Annotated in this window: 19 protein-coding genes; 11 read left to right on the forward strand and 8 right to left on the reverse strand. The window is 58.6% G+C overall.

Annotated features, from left to right (window positions below; translation table 11 throughout):
* Positions 1-3: 3 nt before the first annotated feature.
* The 3 genes from KJF94_RS23335 to KJF94_RS23345 form a co-directional block, all read right to left on the reverse strand.
* Positions 4-762 carry an alpha/beta hydrolase family protein gene (locus KJF94_RS23335; protein ID WP_214379136.1) on the reverse strand — a complete coding sequence of 253 codons (759 nt, stop codon included), beginning with the start codon at positions 760-762 and terminating at the stop codon, positions 4-6.
* On the reverse strand, positions 752-1,861 hold the full coding sequence (locus KJF94_RS23340) for a DUF3182 family protein (protein WP_214379139.1): 1,110 nt from the start codon (positions 1,859-1,861) through the stop codon (positions 752-754). Before KJF94_RS23340 ends, KJF94_RS23335 begins: the two co-directional genes overlap by 11 nt.
* Before the next feature lie 264 nt (positions 1,862-2,125).
* Positions 2,126-3,118, reverse strand: a complete 993-nt coding sequence (locus KJF94_RS23345) for a GlxA family transcriptional regulator (RefSeq protein ID WP_214379141.1) — start codon at positions 3,116-3,118, stop codon at positions 2,126-2,128.
* Positions 3,119-3,220: 102 nt separating this feature from the next.
* Here KJF94_RS23345 and KJF94_RS23350 point away from each other — a divergent pair, with 102 nt between their 5' ends.
* From KJF94_RS23350 to KJF94_RS23395, 10 genes are all read left to right on the forward strand, one after another.
* On the forward strand, positions 3,221-3,775 hold the full coding sequence (locus KJF94_RS23350) for a cysteine hydrolase family protein (RefSeq protein ID WP_214379143.1): 555 nt from the start codon (positions 3,221-3,223) through the stop codon (positions 3,773-3,775).
* 299 nt (positions 3,776-4,074) lie between these two features.
* Positions 4,075-4,656, forward strand: coding sequence for a YjfI family protein (locus KJF94_RS23355; RefSeq protein WP_214379145.1), 582 nt, complete (start codon positions 4,075-4,077; stop codon positions 4,654-4,656).
* Positions 4,657-4,680: 24 nt separating this feature from the next.
* Positions 4,681-5,379, forward strand: a complete 699-nt coding sequence (locus KJF94_RS23360; RefSeq protein WP_214379147.1) for a PspA/IM30 family protein — start codon at positions 4,681-4,683, stop codon at positions 5,377-5,379.
* A 212-nt stretch (positions 5,380-5,591) separates the two neighbouring features.
* Positions 5,592-6,155 carry a rhomboid family intramembrane serine protease gene (locus KJF94_RS23365; RefSeq protein ID WP_214379149.1) on the forward strand — a complete coding sequence of 188 codons (564 nt, stop codon included), beginning with the start codon at positions 5,592-5,594 and terminating at the stop codon, positions 6,153-6,155.
* A gap of 71 nt (positions 6,156-6,226) precedes the next feature.
* On the forward strand, positions 6,227-7,261 hold the full coding sequence (locus tag KJF94_RS23370; RefSeq protein ID WP_214379151.1) for an ion channel: 1,035 nt from the start codon (positions 6,227-6,229) through the stop codon (positions 7,259-7,261).
* The gene (locus KJF94_RS23375) at positions 7,248-7,922 is read left to right on the forward strand and encodes a DUF2491 family protein (protein WP_214379153.1); all 675 of its coding nucleotides are present in this window, start codon (positions 7,248-7,250) and stop codon (positions 7,920-7,922) included. Before KJF94_RS23370 ends, KJF94_RS23375 begins: the two co-directional genes overlap by 14 nt.
* 14 nt (positions 7,923-7,936) lie before the next feature.
* On the forward strand, positions 7,937-8,365 hold the full coding sequence (locus KJF94_RS23380) for a DUF350 domain-containing protein (RefSeq protein WP_214379155.1): 429 nt from the start codon (positions 7,937-7,939) through the stop codon (positions 8,363-8,365).
* A gap of 18 nt (positions 8,366-8,383) precedes the next feature.
* Complete coding sequence (locus tag KJF94_RS23385) at positions 8,384-9,097, forward strand: DUF1190 domain-containing protein (RefSeq protein WP_214379157.1); 714 nt, start codon at positions 8,384-8,386, stop codon at positions 9,095-9,097.
* Positions 9,098-9,109: 12 nt separating this feature from the next.
* Entirely contained in the window at positions 9,110-10,267 is a 1,158-nt protein-coding gene (locus tag KJF94_RS23390; RefSeq protein ID WP_214379159.1) for a glutathionylspermidine synthase family protein, read from the forward strand.
* 157 nt (positions 10,268-10,424) lie between these two features.
* The gene (locus KJF94_RS23395) at positions 10,425-12,629 is read left to right on the forward strand and encodes an OsmC domain/YcaO domain-containing protein (protein WP_214379162.1); all 2,205 of its coding nucleotides are present in this window, start codon (positions 10,425-10,427) and stop codon (positions 12,627-12,629) included.
* Positions 12,630-12,699: 70 nt separating this feature from the next.
* On the opposite strand, the gene KJF94_RS23400 is transcribed toward KJF94_RS23395, so the two are convergent.
* Complete coding sequence (locus tag KJF94_RS23400) at positions 12,700-13,227, reverse strand: single-stranded DNA-binding protein (protein WP_017341065.1); 528 nt, start codon at positions 13,225-13,227, stop codon at positions 12,700-12,702.
* A 9-nt stretch (positions 13,228-13,236) separates the two neighbouring features.
* The gene (locus KJF94_RS23405) at positions 13,237-14,634 is read right to left on the reverse strand and encodes an MFS transporter (protein ID WP_214379163.1); all 1,398 of its coding nucleotides are present in this window, start codon (positions 14,632-14,634) and stop codon (positions 13,237-13,239) included.
* A gap of 191 nt (positions 14,635-14,825) precedes the next feature.
* Here KJF94_RS23405 and uvrA point away from each other — a divergent pair, with 191 nt between their 5' ends.
* Positions 14,826-17,660 (forward strand): excinuclease ABC subunit UvrA, encoded by a 2,835-nt coding sequence (uvrA, locus tag KJF94_RS23410; RefSeq protein WP_084319639.1) that lies wholly within the window; start codon positions 14,826-14,828, stop codon positions 17,658-17,660.
* Positions 17,661-17,726: 66 nt separating this feature from the next.
* Here uvrA and bfr read toward each other — a convergent pair whose 3' ends face one another.
* The 3 genes from bfr to rplQ form a co-directional block, all read right to left on the reverse strand.
* The gene (gene bfr, locus KJF94_RS23415) at positions 17,727-18,191 is read right to left on the reverse strand and encodes a bacterioferritin (protein WP_007943775.1); all 465 of its coding nucleotides are present in this window, start codon (positions 18,189-18,191) and stop codon (positions 17,727-17,729) included.
* Positions 18,192-18,340: 149 nt separating this feature from the next.
* Positions 18,341-19,795 carry a catalase gene (locus tag KJF94_RS23420; protein WP_214379165.1) on the reverse strand — a complete coding sequence of 485 codons (1,455 nt, stop codon included), beginning with the start codon at positions 19,793-19,795 and terminating at the stop codon, positions 18,341-18,343.
* A gap of 200 nt (positions 19,796-19,995) precedes the next feature.
* Complete coding sequence (gene rplQ, locus KJF94_RS23425; protein ID WP_007943777.1) at positions 19,996-20,382, reverse strand: 50S ribosomal protein L17; 387 nt, start codon at positions 20,380-20,382, stop codon at positions 19,996-19,998.
* Between the last annotated feature and the right edge of the window lie 12 nt (positions 20,383-20,394).

Here is a 20,394-nt window from a genome sequence, read left to right on the forward strand (position 1 = left end):
AAATCACTTGGATTGAATAATGCTCAACCGCTCACCCACCACCATCTCGGTAATCCAGTCCACCAGAATCGAGGTGTACGCCTGCTGTGAAACCGGCTCGCTCAACGCATGATCGGCACCGTCGATAATGCGGTGCGTCAGCGAATGCGTCTGTTGGCACGCGGCGCGGTAGCTCATGATCGTTGCGTGTGGCACGTAGTCGTCGGATTCAGACTCCACCAACAGCACATCCCCGGTAAATTGCGAACAGGCATGCAACGCGCGATTGCTATCGGCGCGAACCAGCGTGCTGCGGTAATCACGCAAATCCATCTTGTCCAGATCGCGCTTGGGCGTATGCCATTGCTCGTCGCGATACAGCGCCGGCACCCGCAGCGCCAGCCAGCGGACCGGACGCAATGAAGTCAGGATCGACGCCAGGTAACCGCCATAACTGGTGCCGACCACGGCAATCGCCGAGGTATCGAGCGCCGGGTGCGCGAGCAATCGGTCGTACGCCGCCAGCAGGTCGCGCAGGTTGTCTTCGCGGGAGACTCGCGTCAGCGAAATGCCGGTGCCGCCGGTGTGCCCGCGCAAGTCGAACGTCAGGCACACGCAGCCGAGACCGGCTATGCCTTTGGCCCGCTCAAGGTCGCGTTCCTGGCTGCCACCCCAGCCGTGCACGAAGAGCACGCCGGGGACTTTCGACTTGGGGCTGAGAAAAGTCCCGATCATCTGTTCATCGTCGATGTCGATCTGAATGGTTTCGCTTCTAGCCGTCATAGGATTGGACCGTTACGTACTTGAGAAGAAATTCACTGTTTTGCGCCGGCCCGCGGTACACCTCGATGGCATCCGACGGCAGCGCCTGATCGATGTAGGTTTCCACCGAAGACACGCGGATGGCGCGCATGCCCGGGTGATTGACGAAACTCTGCAACGCCGCCACTTCCGCGCTGCTCGCGCCGCCCATGCGCCAGGACTGTTCGAGCACGCCACTGCGCTGCCGGCCGTTCGTGTCCAGGCCTTGCGCGATGTCGTAGTTGCGCCGCGACGCGTAGAAACCGGGATAGGCCTCATCCGCGGCGTTGTCGAACACCTGTGCTTGCCGGATCGCCAATCGCACCTCATCCGGCAGATCCAGCTCGAGCAAGTCGTCGTAGTTACCCTGCACCACGAGCAGGTTGGACCCACCATAAACCTGCTCGCCCTGACCATCTTTGGTCAAGTATTGATCACCGCAGTAGCTCAATACTTTGTCGCCGATGAAGCTTTGGCCGACGCTGTGGGTCACCACGTCGGTCAGGTCCTGTTCCAGCACCACGCCTTCGGTGAACAGCGTTTGGGCATCGGGTCTGGCAAGGACTGCGTCGAACTGATCAAGGCTGTTGATCACCTCCTGACCCCGCCCGGCACAGGCATGAATCGGCTTGAGGCGAATCGGGCCGCTGTAGAGCAAGTGTTCCGCCGCAGGACGCGCATCGTCGAGGGAAAACACGCTGAGGCCATCAAGCACCACACTGCGCACCCGTTCGGAAAACAGCGGCGACCAACCTTGCGGGGCATGAGCGTTTTTGTTGCGCAGGCCGTGGCTGATGGCTTTGGTGCAGATGAAATCATGCTCGACGTAGCCACCCCACAAATCCTCCGGTCCGCTGACTCCGAGCTGTCGCGCGGCAGCGGCACCGACCAGGGTTTGGGTGGGCAACAGATAAAGGTCTCGACCGCTGTGCCGTTCGCGGTCGTAACTGCCACCGAATTTGAGCCCGAGGATATGCGCCAGCCAACGGGCCAGCGCGCGATTGGTTTCGACTTCATGTTGTGGCGCGTCGGGGCGCACTGAATGGGCGACTACCAGTTTTTTGCGGTTTGTTGGGGTCATGCGTCCCCCTTCAATCGGCGCTAGATGAATGTAGTTGTAGGGGTGCAGAGATCAGGCCAACGGTGGCGGGACTGAAAGGTTCAGCAATTCAACCAGTTGCCGAAACGGTGATAGCACTGAGCCTGTCTCATTCTGCACGACACCTGATTCAGTTCCGGCAATTTGCACGACCCAGGCCTCGCGCAGCTCTAATGTGGGAGCAACTGTCTTCACCCTGCCATTCGTCATCGCCATTCGGTGCCGTCTCTCAGCATGGCGTTCTGGCTAACGAGCCACGGTTGAGGGCGTAACACCAAACCGCGCCCGATAATCACTCGGCGCCAGCCCGGTTATCTTCTTGAACGTCGCGCGAAAGGCGCTCGGGTCCTGATAGCCCACGGTCCAGGCAATGTGATCGATGGTGCCGTTGGTGAATTCAAGCATTTCCCGGGCCTTGCCGACCCGCAGGTGCTGGCAGTACTCGGTGGGTTTCAACCCGGTCGCCGCGCGGAATCGGCGCAGGAACGTGCGCTCTTCCAGCCCTGCCCGTTCGGCCATCGCCGTCAGCGACACATCCGTCGCCCCGGTGCTTTGCAGCCAGTGCTGAACCTTGAGAATCGAGGCGTCGCCATGGCTGAGAATAGGTGAAAAATTACTGCCGCATTCGCTCGCGCTGTCGCTGTGTTCTACCACCAGAAAACGCGCCGTGCCGGTGGCGATACTCGGTCCCAACAGTCGGTCGACCAGACGCAGACCCAGCTCGGACCAGGCCATCAACCCGGCGGTGGTAATCAGGTCGCCGTCGTCGACGATCGGTGTGTCGGCCTTGAGTCTGATCGCCGGGTAACGCTCGGCGAATGCCTTGGCCGAGGTCCAGTGGGTGGTGGCGCTGCGGCCGTCGAGCAGACCGCTTTCGGCCAATAGAATCGAGCCCACGCAGACACCGCCGAGGGTCGCGCCTTGTGCATGTTGCTGCCGAATCCAGCTCAGCAAGCCTTGCGGCGCCTGGCCTTCGGAAAAACCGCCAATCGACGGCGGGATCAACACCGCCACCAATGCACCGTCCGGCGCGGGATGGCTGTCGTAGACGCGCTTGGGTGCCTGATCGCCATCGACTTGCCAATGGCTGACCCGCAACAGCGGTAACTGCGACGCCTGATGGTCGGCGGCAATCCGGTTCGCCACCCCGAACAAGTCCGTCAGCCCGTGCACCGCCGCCATCTGTGCGCCCGGATAAATCAGCACGCCCAGCTCGGCGATTGCCCTTTGTGCGTCCATTGTCAGTTTTCCCCCTTCTATTGTCGGTGCGGCCAATCCTCGGACGGCCTGCCAGACCCGATACTTCATTCCACACCCAACACACACTTCGAGGAAACAGTCATGGCCAAGCAAGCACTCATCGTAGTCGATATCCAAAACGACTACTTCCCCCAAGGCAAGTGGCCACTGGTCGGCGCGGATGCTGCTGCGGACAATGCCGTACGCCTGCTCAAAGCCTTCCGCGATGCCGGTGATTCGGTGGTGCACATCCGTCACGAATTCACTTCCGACGAAGCACCATTTTTCACTCCGGGCTCCGAAGGCGCGAAGCTGCACCCCAAAGTCCTCAACCGTGCCGACGAGCCGGTGGTGCTCAAGCATTTCGTCAACTCGTTCCGCGAAACCGAACTGAAGTCGATCCTCGACGAACAAGACATCAAGGAACTGGTGGTGGTCGGCAGCATGAGCCACATGTGCGTCGACGGCATTACCCGCGCAGCCGCCGACATGGGTTACGCCGTCACGGTCATTCACGACGCCTGCGCCTCCCGTGACCTGGAGTTCAACGGTATCACCGTTCCGGCCGCCCACGTTCACGCCGCGTTCATGTCGGCCCTGGGTTTTGCCTATGCCAGCGTGGTGTCCACCGACGAGTTCGTGGCGGCCAGCCGCTAAGGTTTTTCGTCGAGCGTTTACAAGTCGACGCCCCAGAAAAATGAAAGGCCGGTAGCGTTCATACGCTACTGGCCTTCTTTTGTTCCGCCCTTGCCTGCCCGTCACAAAATCTCACGCGTGAGCTATTGAGGGCAGCGAAAATTGCCTGTAGTGTTTCTCACGCGTGAGTTTTTCACAACGAGGTCAGCATCATGAACAGCAGCTCTCCACCAGATCCGGCTTCCGGGTCTGTGACCGATTCCGCGAGCCGCAAGGGAGAGCGCTCGAAGCCGTCCGCGAAAAAACCGTCGAGCTTCTACATGAAGCAGATGCGCGCGGGCCTGGGTGCCGCCGGTTATGTAAAACACGAGACTTGGGTGCTTCCCGAAAACCGAAGCCTGCTCAAGCAGATGGAGAAACAGCTACGCCAACCGATTCTGGCTGGCTCATTCATGTCGGAGAATTACATGAGCGCAGGTAACAACTGGAACATCGATCGCCTCTACAGCGCCCTTCAAGCCCTGGACGAAGTGGTCTCGAACGACATCACCCTCTCCCTGGTTCAAGGCTCCGAGTCCAGCATCAAGCTGGAAATGAACGACTTCGGTGGCTTGCCGATTTACATCGCGGTGGTGGGCGACCAGATCATCGTCGATACCGTGCTGGTCGACGTCGAGTCGATCAAGGACGTGCCGGTCTTCAATGATGCCGTGTTGCGCAGCCGGGAAATGTTTCCGCTGTCGTCGATCGGTATCGAGTCAATGCCCAATGGACAGGTCGTTTACAACATGTTCGGCGCGTTGAGCTCCGACTCGAGCCTGACCAACGTCGTGACCGAGGTCAAAACCCTCGTCGACAACGTCCAGCGCGCCAGCGAAGCCTTCGAACGTTTCTTCAATTAATTATTCGGGAATAGGGAATATCCAATGACTCAGTCCATCTGGAGCAAATTGTTCACCGCGCTGCGTGGCGGTGCCAATGAAGTCGGCGAATCGATCGTCGACCAGCAGGCCCTGCGCATCCTCGACCAGGAAATTCGCGATGCTGACAGCGCGCTGGCCAACGCCAAGCGTGAGCTGGTCACCATCATGGCCAAGCACAAACTGTCGGCCGACCGCGTCAGCGAATACAACGCCAAGATCAAGGACCTGGAATCCAAGGCCCTGGCCGCGATCCAGGCCAACCGTGAAGACCTGGCACTGGAAGTGGCCGAAGCCATTTCAACCCTGACCAACGAACTGGATGTCGAGCAAAAGCAGGCCACCGAATTCGGCGGTTATGCGGACAACATGCGCAAAGACATCACCAAGGCTGAAAGCCGCATCAAAAGCCTGCGTCAGCAAGTGGACATGGCCAAGGCGCGCGAAAGTGTGCAGAAAGCCCAGGTCAGTGCGTCCATCGCCAGTGGCGGTGCCAACGGCAAGCTTGAAACCGCGGTCGGCACGCTGAACCGCTTGCAAGCCAAGCAGCAGCAACGCGCCGCTGAACTGGAAGCGCAGGACCAACTGGCCGATGCGTCGACCGGTACCGACCTTGAGCGCAAACTTCGCGAAGCCGGCATCACGCCAGATACCGGCAGCGCCAATGCGATTCTGGAACGCCTGAAGCAAAAATCGGCCGAGTAAAAAGGGCCGGATGCATTACCTGTGGCGAGGGAGCTTGCTCCCGCTTGAGTGCGTAGCACTCACAAAAATCAACAATGGTTGTCAGATTTTTGGGGCTGCTACGCAGCCCAGCGCGAGCAAGCTCGCTCGCCACAAAATGTGGGCACCCGCGCTTAAGTGAACAGCATTCTGCTCCTACAAGGGGCTGTTTTTTTGTTGAATAGAGGTCAAGGATGGATGCCTTGAAGGGTTTCAAGACAATCGCAAGCCTCGCCATTTTCATGGTTGCGCTGCAACTGCTCAACGTCGCGACGGGCTACAGCCTTGTGGCATTCGGCCTGGTGCCGAGAACAGTCCACGGACTGGTCGGCATCATCACCTCGCCCTTTTTACACGCATCCTTTGCGCACCTCAGCGCCAACCTGATTCCCTTCCTGATTCTGGGTACCCTGGTCATTGTCGACGGGCTCAACCGGTTCCTTGCCGTCAGCGCGATCATCATTCTGCTGGGCGGCTCGCTGGTCTGGCTGTTCGGTTTTGCCGGCGTGCACATTGGCGCCAGCGGCTGGGTATTCGGATTGTGGGCCTACCTTCTGTCTCGTGCCTGGTTCCACAGGAGCTGGGGCAACCTGATCACTGCCAGCGTCGTGGCCTTGCTCTATGGAGGCCTGATCTTTGGCTTCCTTCCCCGTCACGGCGTTTCCTTCGAAGGGCATCTGTTTGGTGCGTTCGCCGGATTTATTGCAGCCAAGGTACTTTTATCTGCACCGCGCAGCAGGTTTAATGCCGCTCGGTAGCCGCACTCCAGCATTCAGACGCCGGGGCGATTACCTCGCCAGGAATGAGCCCCCATGGAGTCAGGGACGAAATGTCGATTTTCCTTTTGCTGCGCATGTACGCCTCGTCCCTCTTCCACCGGTTCGGTTGGGCGGGACTGGTGATTGCCCTGGGCGTACACCTGACCACAGCGTATCTGGGGCTGGTGTTGCTGGGCGAACAGCACCTCACCGCCCCCGCCACGTTTACCTACTTCTATCTCACCACCACGCTCACTGTCGGCTATGGCGATCTCGCGCCCCAGACATCGGCGGGACGTATTTTCGTGGCCACCTGGGTCATGCTCGGGGGCATTGCGCTGCTGACGGCAGCCATTGGTAAAACCACCAGCAGCGTTATCGATGTATGGAGAAAAGGCATGAAGGGCAAAGGTGATTACACCGGCAAGGTCGGGCATACGGTGCTCATCGGCTGGGAAGGTGCAGCCAGCGAACGGGTCGTTGAATTGTTGCTTCAGGATGAAACCTCCAACGACAACCTGATCGTCATTTGCGATTGCACTCTTGAAGAAAACCCCATGCCGGGCCAGGCCGCCTTCATCAAGGGTGAAAGCCTGTCCTCGGTGGCGCTGTTACTGCGCGCGGGTGTTCCGGGCGCCGAACGCGTCCTGGTGCGAACCCATTCAGACGACCTGACCCTGGCCACGGTGCTGGCGGTCAATCAACTGAAGCCTGTCGGGCATGTGGTCGCGCACTTCAATGACAGTGAAATCGCCGCGCTCGCCAGCGCCTACGCGCCCAGCCTGGAGTGCACGTCAAGCATGGCCATCGAGATGCTGGTGCGCGCGTCTCAGGACCCGGGTTCGTCCGTGGTCATCAACGAATTGCTGTGCGTAGGCCAAGGCGCCACCCAGTACCTGATGAAACTGCCCGAGACGTTCAACGCTACGTTCGGCGATCTGTACACGCAGATGAAAGAACACCACAACGCCACACTCATCGGCTACCGCGCCAAAGGCGCCCGGCAACCGTCGATCAACCCGCCCAGCGCGACACGCGTTGACGGCGGCGAACTCTTCTATATCGCCTCCACCCGCCTGAAGGAAATCTCCAATGGGATGGTTTAAACAGCTGATGGGGCTTGAGGCCCCGAACGCGAAGACGGAATCGAATTGGACAGCCAGCGAAACTCAGCCGGCCACCGGCCCGCTGGGTCTGGCGCTGGGCAAAGGCGTGATGTTCGACACCACGCTTAAATTGCTGCTCGACGAAAAAACCGCCGTGGTCATCCCGGGCTCCCAACAGATCTGGAGCAACGGCACCATTGACCTCGGACAGTCGACCTGGCTGTCGCGCTACTACATGAACGACGAAGACTACTGGCTGCAAGTGCACACCACCGGCGACATCGCCGGCCAGATCGAGTCGGTGATCCTGTTCAACTACCTCAGCTACGTCACCATCAGCAGCGAAGCGGAACTGCGTCGGCTGGCCGGCCCGCAAAGCCTGATCGGGCTGCCGACCTACACCCACAACGACGTCGAATACACCCGCGAATGGGGCACCGAAAATGGCCAGACAGAATTGGTGGCACTGAGCGAACAGCTGAAAAATCCGGAGGAGTCCTACCACATCGAACACCGTTCGATGCTGTACGCCCGCGAAACCGGCCTGACCGATCGCCGGGAATTCCTGCTGTTTTCCGTCGAAGAAGACGCCGAAGGCACCATCAGTTTGAGCACGTCGCTGGGCATCTCGCTATACACAACCGACCTGAATACGTTCTAAAAAGGAAGACGTCCATGCTAGAAGCACTCTCCATCTCCCTGAACAAAGCCGCGGTGTTCGGCTTCGTTTCGTACATCCTCGGCGCTGCCGTGCTGTTCGCGCTGTTCCAGTTCATCTACACCCGACTTACCCCGCATAAAGAGTTCGAATTGATTCGTTCGGGCAACGTGGCTGCCGCGATTGCCTTGGGCGGCGCCATCATCGGTTTCGCGATTCCGGCCAGCAATGTGATTGCCTATTCGATCAGCATTCTCGACTTCGTCGTCTGGGCCGTGATCGCCGCGTTCGTGCAATTGCTGGCTTTCCTGATGACCAGTCTGGTGCTCAAGGGCACCTCCGAGCGCATCAAGAAAGGCGAAATCGCTGCGGGCATCTACGTGGCAGCAGTGGCTATCAGCGTCGGCATGTTGAACGCCGCCTGCATGACCCCTTCCCAGAACTGATTGCGCACGGAGCTCCCGATGAAACGAAGCAAGTACGTTCAGCTCTCGCTGGCTGCGTCGGTCGCCATGGCGATATCAGGTTGCGGGCCGACGGAAAAAACTTACTCGGTACAGAAAAAGTACAACTTCCAGTCCGTGCAGCAATGCGCCGATGAAAAGCTTCCGGTAGATGTCTGCTCGGACGCCTTCATGACCGCCATGGCTGAGCATCGACGCATTGCGCCGGTGTACGACAACCAGGCCGATTGCGATGCCGACTTCGTCGCCGACTGGTGCCAGCAGGATTCCGCCGGCAAGTTCATCCCGAAACTGGGTGGCTTCGAACTGACCGCCGATGGCGAGGTGACGCAATCCCAGGTGGACGCCGCCAAGGCTCAATTGCCCGCCTCGGAAGCGAACAGTGGCGGCTCCGGATTCTCCGGCACCAGCCTGCTGACCGGTCTGCTGATCGGCAACATGCTGAGCAACAACCGCAACAGCTACTATTCCGAGCCGGTGTACCGCTACCGCGATGACCGTGGCAGTTATTCGTCTTCAACGCTCGGCCAACGGATTGCCAAGGGCTCGACGTTTACCAAATCCAATCAGGCCAGATACGGAAGCAGCAACTACGCCGACTCCATTCGCTCCGCCGGCAAACCGGTTTCCGTTGCCTCGTCCACCTCCCGTGGCGGCTTCGGCAGCAAAGCCAGTGCACGCAGCGGCTGGGGCGGCGGCGGGTCGAGCAGTTAAGGAAACAGAGCCATGAAGAAAATTCTCTGCGCAGAGCGTCATGACTGGAAACAGACCGCCGAGAGCCTCGGCTTTCTGTTCCACACCATCGACGACGAACCTTATTGGGACGAGAGCGCGTACTACCAGTTCACGCTCAAGCAGATCGAGAACGATCTCGAAGACCCGACCACCGAGATTCATGAGATGTGCATGGACCTGGTGGCCCGCGTGGTGCAGAGCGAGGAATTGCTGGCGCGCCTGAGCATTCCGGCACCGTTCCAAGACATGGTTCGTACTTCATGGCTCGAAGGCCATCCGCATCTTTATGGGCGCATGGACTTCTCCTACAACGGCAGCGGACCCGCCAAACTGCTCGAACTCAACTACGACACGCCGACCAGCCTGTATGAGGCTGCGGCGTTTCAATGGGGCTGGCTGGAGCAGTGCATTGAACGCGGTTTGCTGCCCAAGCACGCCGACCAGTTCAACAGCATCGACACCAAGCTGCATCAGGCCTTCGCCCAACTGCAACTGACTCAGCCCTTCTACTTTGCATCGATGAAAGACTCGGTCGAAGACAAAGGCACCACCGACTACCTGCGCCTGATTGCGGAGAAAGTCGGCATAGAATCACGCCACATCGACATCGAAGACATTGGCCTCACCAGCGAAGGACATTTCGTCGACCTCGAAGATCGCTGGATTCCTCACCTGTTCAAGCTGCATGCCTGGGAGTTCATCTTCCACGAGCCCTTTGGCGCAGCGATTGCCCAGAGTGATACGCAGTTTTTCGAGCCAGCCTGGAAATCCATCATTTCCAACAAAGGTATCCTGCCGCTGCTGTGGGAGTTCAACAAAGGTCACCCGAACCTGCTCGCCGCCCACCTGGATACCGAGCCGAACAAAGCGGTGCCCAAGGGCTGGGTGCGCAAGCCATTCTTCTCCCGGGAAGGCGCCAACATCGAGTTGCAAACTGCCGACGGTCTGATTGTCAAAGAGGACGGGCCCTACACGGATGCGCCGTTTATCCTTCAGGAGTTCGCACCACTTCCGCAGTTTGGCGACAGCTACACGCTGATCGGTTCCTGGGTGATCGGCGATCAGGCGGCGGGGATTGGTGTGCGTGAGGACAACAGCTTGATCACCAAGGATTCCAGCCGGTTCTTGCCGCACCTGATACTCGACTGAACATTTCATCATTCGTGAAAAGGCCCGCTGCCATGCATCGGGCATTGGGGTGAAACAGGCGTAAACCTGATCAAGGACCAGACAACCACAAGACTTAACGCTGAAAAGCCGGATAATGGCGGCCAAATCGTCTAGCCCGTTATTCTGGTAATCCCCCATGGAAATCAAGGTCAACTTTCTCGACAACCTTCGACTTGAAGCCAAGTTCGACGACTTCACGGTGGTGGCCGATCAACCTATCCGCTACAAAGGCGATGGCTCGGCACCAGGTCCGTTCGACTACTTCCTGGCTTCGTCGGCGTTGTGTGCGGCTTATTTCGTGAAGCTGTACTGCGACACTCGCAGTATTCCCACCGAAAACATCCGCCTGTCGCAGAACAACATTGTTGACCCGGAAAACCGTTACAACCAGATTTTCAAGATCCAGGTCGAGTTGCCGGCGGACATCTCCGACAAGGACCGCCAAGGCATCCTGCGATCCATCGACCGTTGCACCGTGAAAAAAGTGGTGCAAGCCGGGCCTGAGTTTGTGATCGAAGAGGTGGAAAACCTCGATGCCGATGCCCAGGCGTTGCTGATGCCTGCGTCCAGTTCCGAGGCGAGCACTTACATTGCCGGCAAGGATCTGCCGCTGGAGCAAACCATCGCCAATATGTCGGCCATTCTGGCGGACCTGGGCATGAAGATTGAAATCGCCTCGTGGCGCAATATCGTTCCCAACGTGTGGTCGCTGCATATCCGCGATGCACACTCGCCGATGTGCTTTACCAACGGCAAGGGTGCGACCAAGGAAGGCGCGTTGGCGTCGGCGTTGGGCGAGTTTATCGAGCGACTCAACTGCAACTTCTTCTACAACGACCAGTTCTGGGGCGAAGACATCGCCAACGCCGCGTTTGTGCACTACCCGGACGAACGCTGGTTCAAGCCGGGCCGCAAAGATGCACTGCCGGCCGAAATTCTCGACGAGTACTGCCTGAAGATTTACAACCGCGACGGCGAGCTGCGTGGTTCCCATCTGATCGATACCAACTCGGGCAATGAAGAGCGTGGCATCTGCTCGCTGCCGTACGTGCGCCAGTCGGACGGCGAGGTGGTGTACTTCCCGTCCAACCTGATTGAAAACCTGTTCCTGAGCAACGGCATGAGCGCCGGTAACACGCTGGCCGAAGCCCAGGTGCAGTGCCTGTCGGAGATCTTCGAGCGCGCGGTAAAACGCGAAATCATCGAAGGTGAATTTGCACTGCCGGATGTGCCGGCCCACGTGCTGGCGAAGTACCCCGGGATACTGGCCGGTATTCAAGCGCTGGAAGAACAGGGGTTCCCGGTGTTGGTGAAGGATGCGTCCCTGGGGGGTGAGTTCCCGGTGATGTGCGTCACGTTGATGAACCCGCGTACCGGCGGTGTGTTCGCCTCGTTCGGCGCGCACCCGAGCCTGGAAGTGGCGCTGGAACGCAGCCTGACCGAATTGCTCCAGGGCCGCAGCTTCGAAGGCCTCAACGACTTGCCCCAGCCGACGTTTGAAGGACATGCGGTGACCGAGCCGAATAACTTCGTCGAGCACTTCATCGACTCCAGCGGCGTGGTGTCGTGGCGCTTCTTCAGCTCCAAGTCGGATTACGAGTTCGTGGAGTGGGACTTCTCCGGCCAGGGTGAAAACTCGAACGCCGAAGAAGCCGCAACCTTGTTCGGCATTCTCGAGGGCATGGGCAAGGAAGTGTACATGGCGGTCTACGAGCATATCGGCGCGACGGCCTGCCGTATTCTGGTGCCGGACTATTCGGAAATTTATCCGGTAGACGATCTGATCTGGGACAACACCAACAAAGCGCTGTTTTTCCGCGCCGACATCCTGAACCTGCATCGCCTGGACGAAGACGAACTGAAGGCACTGGCTGAGCGACTGGTGGAAAGCGAGCTGGACGACTACACCGACATCACCAGCTTGATCGGCATCGAATTTGACGACAATACCGCCTGGGGTCAGTTGACGATCCTGGAGTTGAAACTGCTGATTTATCTCGCCTTGCAGCAATATGAAGAGGCAAAAGAGGCGGTGGAAATGTTCCTGCAGTACAACGACAACACGGTTGAACGTGGCTTGTTCTACCAAGCCGTCAATGTGGTGCTGGAGATGAAGCTGGACGAAGACCTGGAACTGGAAGACTACGAGGCCAATTTCCGCCGGATGTTTGGCAACGAGCGGATGGATGCAGCGATCGGCTCGGTGGACGGTAGCGTGCGTTTCCATGGCTTGACGCCGACCAGCATGAAACTGGAGGGGCTCGATAGACACCTGCGCCTGATCGACAGCTACAAGAAACTGCACTCGGCGCGGGCCAATGTGACTGCTTTATCCAGTTAACGGCGCCCACAAAAAAGCGAAGCCAGATCACTGGCTTCGCTTTTTTTGTTACTGACCGAATAGCCGCTTTTTAGAACGGGATATCGTCATCAAAGCTGTCGAAATCCGGAGCCGGCTGAGGAGCGGCCTGCTGCTGTGGAGCCGGACGCGACTGTTGTGGTGCCGACGACTGCTGCGGACGCGGAGCCTGCTGGCGTGGGGCCGGAGCGGACTGCTGATAGTTATTGCCCCCGCCTTGTTGGTCGCCCTGCTGTGGACGGCCGCCGAGCAATTGCATGGTGCCTTGCATGTCGACCACGATTTCGGTGGTGTAACGCTTGATACCGTCTTTTTCCCACTCGCGGGTTTGCAACTTGCCTTCGATGTAGACCTGCGAACCTTTACGCAGGTACTCGCCGGCGATTTCCGCCACCTTGCCGAACATCGACACACGGTGCCATTCAGTCTTCTCGACCTTCTGACCGGTTTGCTTGTCGGTCCACTGTTCGCTGGTCGCCAGACTCAGGTTGGTCACGGCGTTACCGTTAGGCAAGTAGCGAACTTCGGGATCCTGGCCGCAAGTGCCGACCAATATGACTTTGTTAACCCCACGGGCCATAACGTTCTCCTAGGCTTCGCACGCTGTCGCGGCCGGGTTGTTCACCAGACGCTCGAGGGTAGTGCGATCCAATAATTCGGTGTCCAGTTTGATGTAAATCGCCGCTTCATCGGCAACCACGATTGCATCGGTTACTCCAACGACGGCCTTGAGGCGCTCGATCAGGCCAGCTTCACGAATCGCTTCGGGCGACAACGGCAAGCGCAGGCTCGTCACATACGGAGGTTCCCGCATGGTAACAGCAAAGACTAGCCAAAGTGCAGCCAGCCCGGCACATCCCAAGAACACAACCGACAAACCGCCATGCTGGAAAAGCCAACCACCGAGTATCCCGCCCAGCGCCGAACCGAGGAACTGGCTGGTGGAATAAACCCCCATCGCCGTGCCCTTGCCGCCGGCCGGTGAAACCTTGCTGATCAGCGATGGCAACGAAGCTTCCAGCAGATTGAACGCGGTAAAGAACACCACCGTCCCGATCACCAGAGCCCGCAAGCTATCGCCGAACTGCCAGAAGAATAGCTCAGTGAGCATCAGCGTCAGCACCGCGCCCAATAAAACTCGTTTCATTTTGCGTTTCTTCTCGCCGTAGATAATGAACGGGATCATGGCGAAGAAAGAAATCAGCAGCGCGGTCAAATAGACCCACCAGTGCTGCTCTTTGGGCAGCCCGGCTTTTTCGACCAGGGCCAGCGGCAATGCAACGAAGCTCGACATCAACATCGCGTGCAACACAAAAATGCCCAGGTCCAGGCGCAGCAGGTCCGGGTGTTTGAGCGTCGGCATCAGCGCCTGGCGTGCGACGCCGGACTCGCGATGCTGCAACGGCCCGGTGGAACGCGGCACCATGAACATCACAATCACGATGCCAAACAGCGCCATGCCACCCGTGGCGAGAAACAGTCCGGACAGTCCGAAAGCACGGGTCAGCAACGGTCCTACCACCATGGCGACCGCGAACGACAGACCGATCGTCATGCCGATCATGGCCATGGCTTTCGTCCGATGCTGTTCCCGGGTCAGGTCTGACAGCAACGCCATCACGGCCGCGGAAATGGCCCCGGCGCCTTGCAGGATTCGTCCGGCGATAACGCCCCAGATCGAATCGGCATTGGCCGCCAGCACGCTGCCGAGGGCGAAGACGATCAGCCCCAGGTAAATCACCGGGCGGCGCCCGATGCGGTCGGAAATGAAACCGAAAGGAATCTGAAAAATCGCCTGGGTCAGGCCGTAAGCGCCAATCGCCAGCCCGATGAGGGCCGGGGTCGCTCCTGCCAGATCCATCCCATAGGTCGCCAATACCGGCAACACCATGAACATGCCAAGCATACGGAAGGCGAACACGAGGGCCAGACCGCTTGCTGCGCGGGTCTCACTGCCACTCATGCGTTCGCTGTGGGGATCGTGCATGGAAAAACCTCATGTGAACCGGCGGCGATTCTACCAGTCCCATCGATTGACAGGGTATATCGCGACGCTTTGACGCGCTTCGCTGACAGACTCTTCATGTACGACAGTCACCCACTCGTTTGATAGTGTGCATCCATCCAGTATTTGGCCGTATACTCCTACGTTTTCGACGCCCGCCGAGCGAGGCCACTTTGGACAAGATCCTGATTCGTGGGGCCCGAACCCACAACCTGAAGAACATCGACCTGACCCTGCCACGGGACAAACTGATCGTCATCACCGGCCTGTCCGGATCCGGCAAATCGTCCCTGGCATTCGACACGCTGTACGCCGAAGGCCAGCGCCGCTATGTCGAATCGCTGTCGGCCTATGCCCGGCAGTTTTTGTCGATGATGGAAAAACCTGACGTCGACACCATTGAAGGCCTGTCGCCAGCCATTTCCATCGAGCAGAAGTCGACCTCGCATAACCCGCGCTCGACCGTCGGCACCATCACCGAAATCTACGACTACCTGCGCCTGCTTTACGCTCGCGTGGGTATTCCGCGCTGCCCGGATCACGACATTCCGCTGGAAGCGCAGACTGTCAGCCAGATGGTCGACCTGGTCCTCGCGCAACCGGAGGGCAGCAAGCTGATGCTGCTGGCGCCGGTGATTCGCGAGCGCAAAGGTGAACACCTTTCGGTCTTCGAAGAGCTGCGCGCCCAGGGCTTTGTACGGGCCCGGGTCAACGGCAGGATCTGCGAGCTGGATGAACTGCCGAAGCTGGATAAACAAAAGAAGCATTCGATTGATGTAATAGTCGACCGCTTCAAGGTTCGCGCCGACCTGCAACAGCGCCTCGCCGAATCGTTCGAGACCGCGCTGAAGCTGGCGGACGGCATTGCCCTGGTTGCGCCGATGGACGATGAGCCGGGTGAAGAAATCATCTTCTCCGCGCGCTTCGCCTGCCCGATTTGCGGCCATGCCATCAGCGAGCTGGAACCCAAACTGTTCTCCTTCAACAACCCGGCCGGCGCCTGCCCGACGTGCGATGGCCTGGGCGTGAAGCAGTTCTTCGACATCAAGCGATTGGTCAATGGCGAACTGACCCTGGCTGAGGGCGCGATCCGCGGCTGGGACAGGCGCAACGTCTATTACTTCCAGATGCTCGGGTCGCTGGCGTCGCATTACAAGTTCAGCCTCGAAGTACCGTTCAACGACCTGCCGGCCGATCAGCAGAAATTCATCCTGCACGGCAGCGGCTCGCAAAACGTCGATTTCAAGTACCTGAACGACCGTGGCGACATCGTCAAACGCTCGCACCCGTTCGAAGGCATCGTACCGAACCTGGAACGTCGCTACCGCGAAACCGAATCGGCCTCCGTGCGCGAAGAGCTGGCCAAGTTCCTCAGTACCCAGCCGTGCCCGGATTGCCGTGGCACACGTCTGCGTCGTGAGGCGCGGCATGTCTGGGTGGGCGAGAAGACTTTGCCGGCCGTCACCAATCTGCCGATTGGCGATGCGTGCGAATACTTCGGTGTGCTGAAGCTGACCGGGCGTCGCGGTGAAATTGCCGACAAGATCCTCAAGGAAATCCGCGAGCGTCTGCAGTTCCTGGTCAACGTCGGCCTCGACTATCTGTCGCTGGATCGCAGTGCCGACACGTTGTCTGGCGGTGAAGCTCAGCGGATTCGTCTGGCCAGTCAGATCGGCGCCGGTCTGGTTGGCGTTCTGTACATCCTCGATGAACCGTCGATTGGTCTGCACCAACGTGATAACGATCGATTGCTTGGCACGCTCAAGCACCTGCGCGATATCGGCAACACGGTGATCGTGGTCGAGCACGATGAAGATGCGATTCGCCTGGCTGACTATGTGGTGGATATCGGCCCGGGTGCTGGCGTGCATGGCGGGCATATCGTCGCCGAAGGCACGCCGGCCGAGGTCATGGCTCACCCAGACTCGCTGACCGGCAAGTACTTGTCGGGCCGGGTGAAGATCGCCGTACCGGCCAAACGCACACCACGTAACAAGAAGTTGTCGCTGTCCCTCAAGGGCGCTCGCGGCAACAACCTGCGCAACGTCGATCTGGACATTCCGATTGGCCTGCTGACCTGTGTCACCGGCGTGTCTGGCTCGGGCAAATCGACACTGATCAACAACACACTGTTTCCGTTGAGCGCTACCGCACTCAACGGTGCAACGACGCTGGAAGCATCGGCTCACGACAGCATCAAAGGACTGGAGCATCTGGACAAGGTCGTCGACATCGACCAGAGCCCGATCGGCCGCACCCCACGCTCCAACCCGGCGACGTACACCGGGTTGTTCACACCGATTCGCGAGCTGTTCGCCGGCGTGCCGGAATCACGTTCGCGCGGTTACGGGCCGGGGCGTTTCTCCTTCAACGTGAAGGGCGGACGCTGCGAGGCCTGTCAGGGCGATGGTCTGATCAAGGTTGAAATGCACTTCCTGCCGGACATCTATGTTCCGTGCGATGTCTGCAAGAGCAAGCGCTACAACCGCGAAACGCTGGAGATCAAGTACAAGGGCAAGAGCATCCATGAAACCCTCGAGATGACCATCGAGGAAGCTCGGGTGTTCTTCGACGCGGTGCCGGCACTGGCGCGCAAGCTTCAGACGTTGATGGATGTCGGCCTGTCGTACATCAAGCTCGGGCAATCGGCGACCACGCTGTCTGGTGGTGAAGCGCAGCGGGTGAAACTGTCCCGCGAACTGTCCAAGCGTGATACCGGCAAGACGCTCTATATTCTTGATGAGCCAACCACTGGCCTGCACTTCGCGGATATCCAGCAACTGCTCGACGTGCTGCATCGTCTGCGCGACCACGGCAACACCGTGGTGGTGATCGAGCACAATCTGGATGTGATCAAGACGGCTGACTGGTTGGTGGATCTTGGGCCGGAAGGTGGTTCCAAGGGCGGGCAGATCATTGCGGTCGGTACGCCTGAAGAAGTCTCCGAGATGAAGCAGTCTCACACCGGCTTCTACCTCAAGCCGCTGCTGGCTCGCGACAAGGCCTGAATCAGGCCCATAAAAAAGCCCCTGTCACTTTGTCGGTGACAGGGGCTTTTTTTGTATCGGGAGCAATCAGGCGTGAGATTGCAGGTAGTTCTCGAGACCGATCAATTTGATCAGACCCATCTGCTTTTCAAGCCAGTAGGTGTGGTCTTCTTCGGTGTCATGTAATTGAACCCGCAGCATCTCGCGACTGACATAGTCCTTATGCTGCTCGCAGAGCTTGATGCCCTTGCAGAGTGCGGCGCGGACTTTGTATTCCAGGCGCAGGTCAGCAGCGAGCATGTCTGGCACAGTGGTGCCAACATCAAGGTCGTCCGGACGCATGCGCGGCGTACCTTCAAGCATCAGGATACGGCGCATCAGGGCATCAGCGTGCCCGGCTTCCTCTTCCATTTCGTGGTTGATACGTTCGTAGAGCTTGGTGAAACCCCAGTCCTCATACATCCGCGAATGGACGAAATATTGATCACGCGCCGCCAGTTCGCCGGTCAGCAACGTGTTGAGGTAATCGATTACGTCTGGGTGGCCTTGCATCGCCCTACATCTCCCTGCTTGAAAGTTTGTAGTTTGAACCACAGCGACTGTTTGGTCACTTGGTTTGCGCGATAAAAGCGAAGATGTTCTGAGAAAAGTGGTTTAAATAGCGCAAAAACCGCCCAAATGAGGGCGGTTCTGCTTCTCGTTTAGACTTCGTTAATCTGTACGTTGAGTGCCTTTGCGATTGCTTCTCCATACGCCGGGTCGGCCTTGAAGAAATGCTGCAATTGGCGATCAACCACATCACTTGAAACACCAGCCATCGCCCCGGCAATGTTGTTGACCAACAGCGCCTTCTGCTCATCACTCATGAGTCGGAACAGCGCACCGGCATGGCTGTAGTAGTCGGTGTCTTCGCGATGATCGTAACGATCAGCCGCGCCACTCAATGCCAGAGCTGGCTCAGCATAGCGAGGTGCCTGTTTCGGCGACTCGACGTAGCTGTTCGGCTCGTAGTTCGGCGCAGCTCCGCCATTGCTGCCAAACGCCATGGAGCCATCACGCTGGTAGCTGTTGACCGGGCTGCGAGGCGCATTCACCGGGAGTTGCTGGTGATTGGTGCCGACACGGTAGCGCTGCGCATCGGCATAAGCGAACACGCGACCTTGCAGCATGCGGTCTGGCGACAGGCCGACACCCGGCACCATGTTGCTCGGACCGAACGCCGCCTGCTCGACTTCAGCGAAGTAGTTCAGCGGATTGCGGTTCAGTTCCAGTTCACCGACTTCGATCAGTGGAAACTCTTTCTGCGACCACGTCTTGGTCACGTCGAAAGGGTTCTCGTAATGCGCCGCAGCCTGGGCCTCGGTCATGATCTGAAAGCAGACGCGCCATTTCGGGAAATCACCGCGCTCAATTGCACCAAACAAGTCGCGCTGTGCGTAATCCGGATCCGTACCGGCCAGGCGTGCAGCTTCTGCCGGCGCGAGGTTCTTTATCCCTTGTTGGGTCTTGTAGTGCCACTTCACCCAGTGACGCTCGCCGCTGGCGTTGATCAGGCTGTAGGTGTGGCTCCCGAAGCCATGCATGTGACGATAGCCGTCAGGAATGCCACGGTCCGAAAACAGGATGGTGACCTGGTGCAGCGCCTCAGGCGAGTGCGACCAGAAGTCCCACATCATCTGCGCGCTTTTCAGGTTGCTCTGCGGCAGGCGTTTTTGAGTGTGGATAAAGTCCGGGAATTTGAGCGGATCGCGAATGAAGAACACCGGCGTGTTGTTGCCGACGATGTCCCAGTTGCCTTCCTCGGTGTAGAACTTCAGGGCAAAGCCACGTGGATCGCGCTCTGTGTCGGCCGAACCGCGCTCACCACCCACGGTGGAAAACCGCAGGAAGGTTGGGGTGTGTTTGCCGACGGACTCAAACAGTTTGGCGCTGGTGTACTCCGTGATGTCACGCGTGACGGTGAACGTCCCGTAAGCACCCGAACCTTTGGCGTGCACGCGGCGCTCCGGGATATTTTCACGGTTGAAGTGGGCAAGCTTCTCGATCAGGTGGAAATCGTCGAGGAGCAATGGGCCGCGTGGGCCGGCGGAGCGAGAATTCTGGTTGTCGGCGACAGGAGCGCCACTGGCGGTTGTAAGTGTTTTATTTTGGCTCATGCGATCTCTTCCTCTGTCAGTCTTTAACTGCCGGCTAACCGGCTGAGAGGGAGTATTGATCAGGAACGTTACACCGACTAATTCATTAACCTGTAGGCGTCGATAGAAAATAACTAATTAACGAGTCGTACGGGCAAAACTTTTCGATCGCCCACAAAAAACCGGGCACAAGGCCCGGTTTTTCGTTTCAGACTGACGTCTTACTCAGCGGATACAGCTTCACCGCCGGTAGCACGATCAACCAACTCGACGTACGCCATAGGCGCGTTGTCGCCAGTGCGGAAACCGCACTTGAGGATGCGCAGGTAGCCACCCTCACGGGTAGCGTAACGCTTGCCCAGGTCGTTGAAGAGCTTACCAACGATAGCTTTCGAACGAGTACGGTCGAAAGCCAGACGGCGGTTAGCCAGGCTGTCTGTCTTGGCCAAAGTGATCAGCGGCTCAGCAACGCGACGCAGTTCTTTAGCTTTCGGCAGTGTAGTTTTGATCAGCTCGTGCTCGAACAGCGACACTGCCATGTTTTGAAACATGGCCTTGCGGTGCGAGCTAGTGCGGCTCAGGTGACGACCACTTTTACGATGACGCATGGTTCATTCCTT

This window comes from Pseudomonas hormoni (genome assembly GCF_018502625.1).
GTDB classification, from domain to species: domain Bacteria; phylum Pseudomonadota; class Gammaproteobacteria; order Pseudomonadales; family Pseudomonadaceae; genus Aquipseudomonas; species Aquipseudomonas hormoni.

Bases quoted from the DNA above. Each gene is read 5' to 3' on its own strand.
- KJF94_RS23335 (WP_214379136.1), bottom strand. From the start codon at position 762: ATGACGGCTAGAAGCGAAACCATTCAGATCGACATCGACGATGAACAG.
- KJF94_RS23340 (WP_214379139.1), bottom strand. From the start codon at position 1,861: ATGACCCCAACAAACCGCAAAAAACTGGTAGTCGCCCATTCAGTGCGC.
- KJF94_RS23345 (WP_214379141.1), bottom strand. From the start codon at position 3,118: ATGGACGCACAAAGGGCAATCGCCGAGCTGGGCGTGCTGATTTATCCG.
- KJF94_RS23350 (WP_214379143.1), top strand. From the start codon at position 3,221: ATGGCCAAGCAAGCACTCATCGTAGTCGATATCCAAAACGACTACTTC.
- KJF94_RS23355 (WP_214379145.1), top strand. From the start codon at position 4,075: ATGAAGCAGATGCGCGCGGGCCTGGGTGCCGCCGGTTATGTAAAACAC.
- KJF94_RS23360 (WP_214379147.1), top strand. From the start codon at position 4,681: ATGACTCAGTCCATCTGGAGCAAATTGTTCACCGCGCTGCGTGGCGGT.
- KJF94_RS23365 (WP_214379149.1), top strand. From the start codon at position 5,592: ATGGATGCCTTGAAGGGTTTCAAGACAATCGCAAGCCTCGCCATTTTC.
- KJF94_RS23370 (WP_214379151.1), top strand. From the start codon at position 6,227: ATGTCGATTTTCCTTTTGCTGCGCATGTACGCCTCGTCCCTCTTCCAC.
- KJF94_RS23375 (WP_214379153.1), top strand. From the start codon at position 7,248: ATGGGATGGTTTAAACAGCTGATGGGGCTTGAGGCCCCGAACGCGAAG.
- KJF94_RS23380 (WP_214379155.1), top strand. From the start codon at position 7,937: ATGCTAGAAGCACTCTCCATCTCCCTGAACAAAGCCGCGGTGTTCGGC.
- KJF94_RS23385 (WP_214379157.1), top strand. From the start codon at position 8,384: ATGAAACGAAGCAAGTACGTTCAGCTCTCGCTGGCTGCGTCGGTCGCC.
- KJF94_RS23390 (WP_214379159.1), top strand. From the start codon at position 9,110: ATGAAGAAAATTCTCTGCGCAGAGCGTCATGACTGGAAACAGACCGCC.
- KJF94_RS23395 (WP_214379162.1), top strand. From the start codon at position 10,425: ATGGAAATCAAGGTCAACTTTCTCGACAACCTTCGACTTGAAGCCAAG.
- KJF94_RS23400 (WP_017341065.1), bottom strand. From the start codon at position 13,227: ATGGCCCGTGGGGTTAACAAAGTCATATTGGTCGGCACTTGCGGCCAG.
- KJF94_RS23405 (WP_214379163.1), bottom strand. From the start codon at position 14,634: ATGCACGATCCCCACAGCGAACGCATGAGTGGCAGTGAGACCCGCGCA.
- bfr (WP_007943775.1), bottom strand. From the start codon at position 18,191: ATGCAAGGCCACCCAGACGTAATCGATTACCTCAACACGTTGCTGACC.
- KJF94_RS23420 (WP_214379165.1), bottom strand. From the start codon at position 19,795: ATGAGCCAAAATAAAACACTTACAACCGCCAGTGGCGCTCCTGTCGCC.
- rplQ (WP_007943777.1), bottom strand. From the start codon at position 20,382: ATGCGTCATCGTAAAAGTGGTCGTCACCTGAGCCGCACTAGCTCGCAC.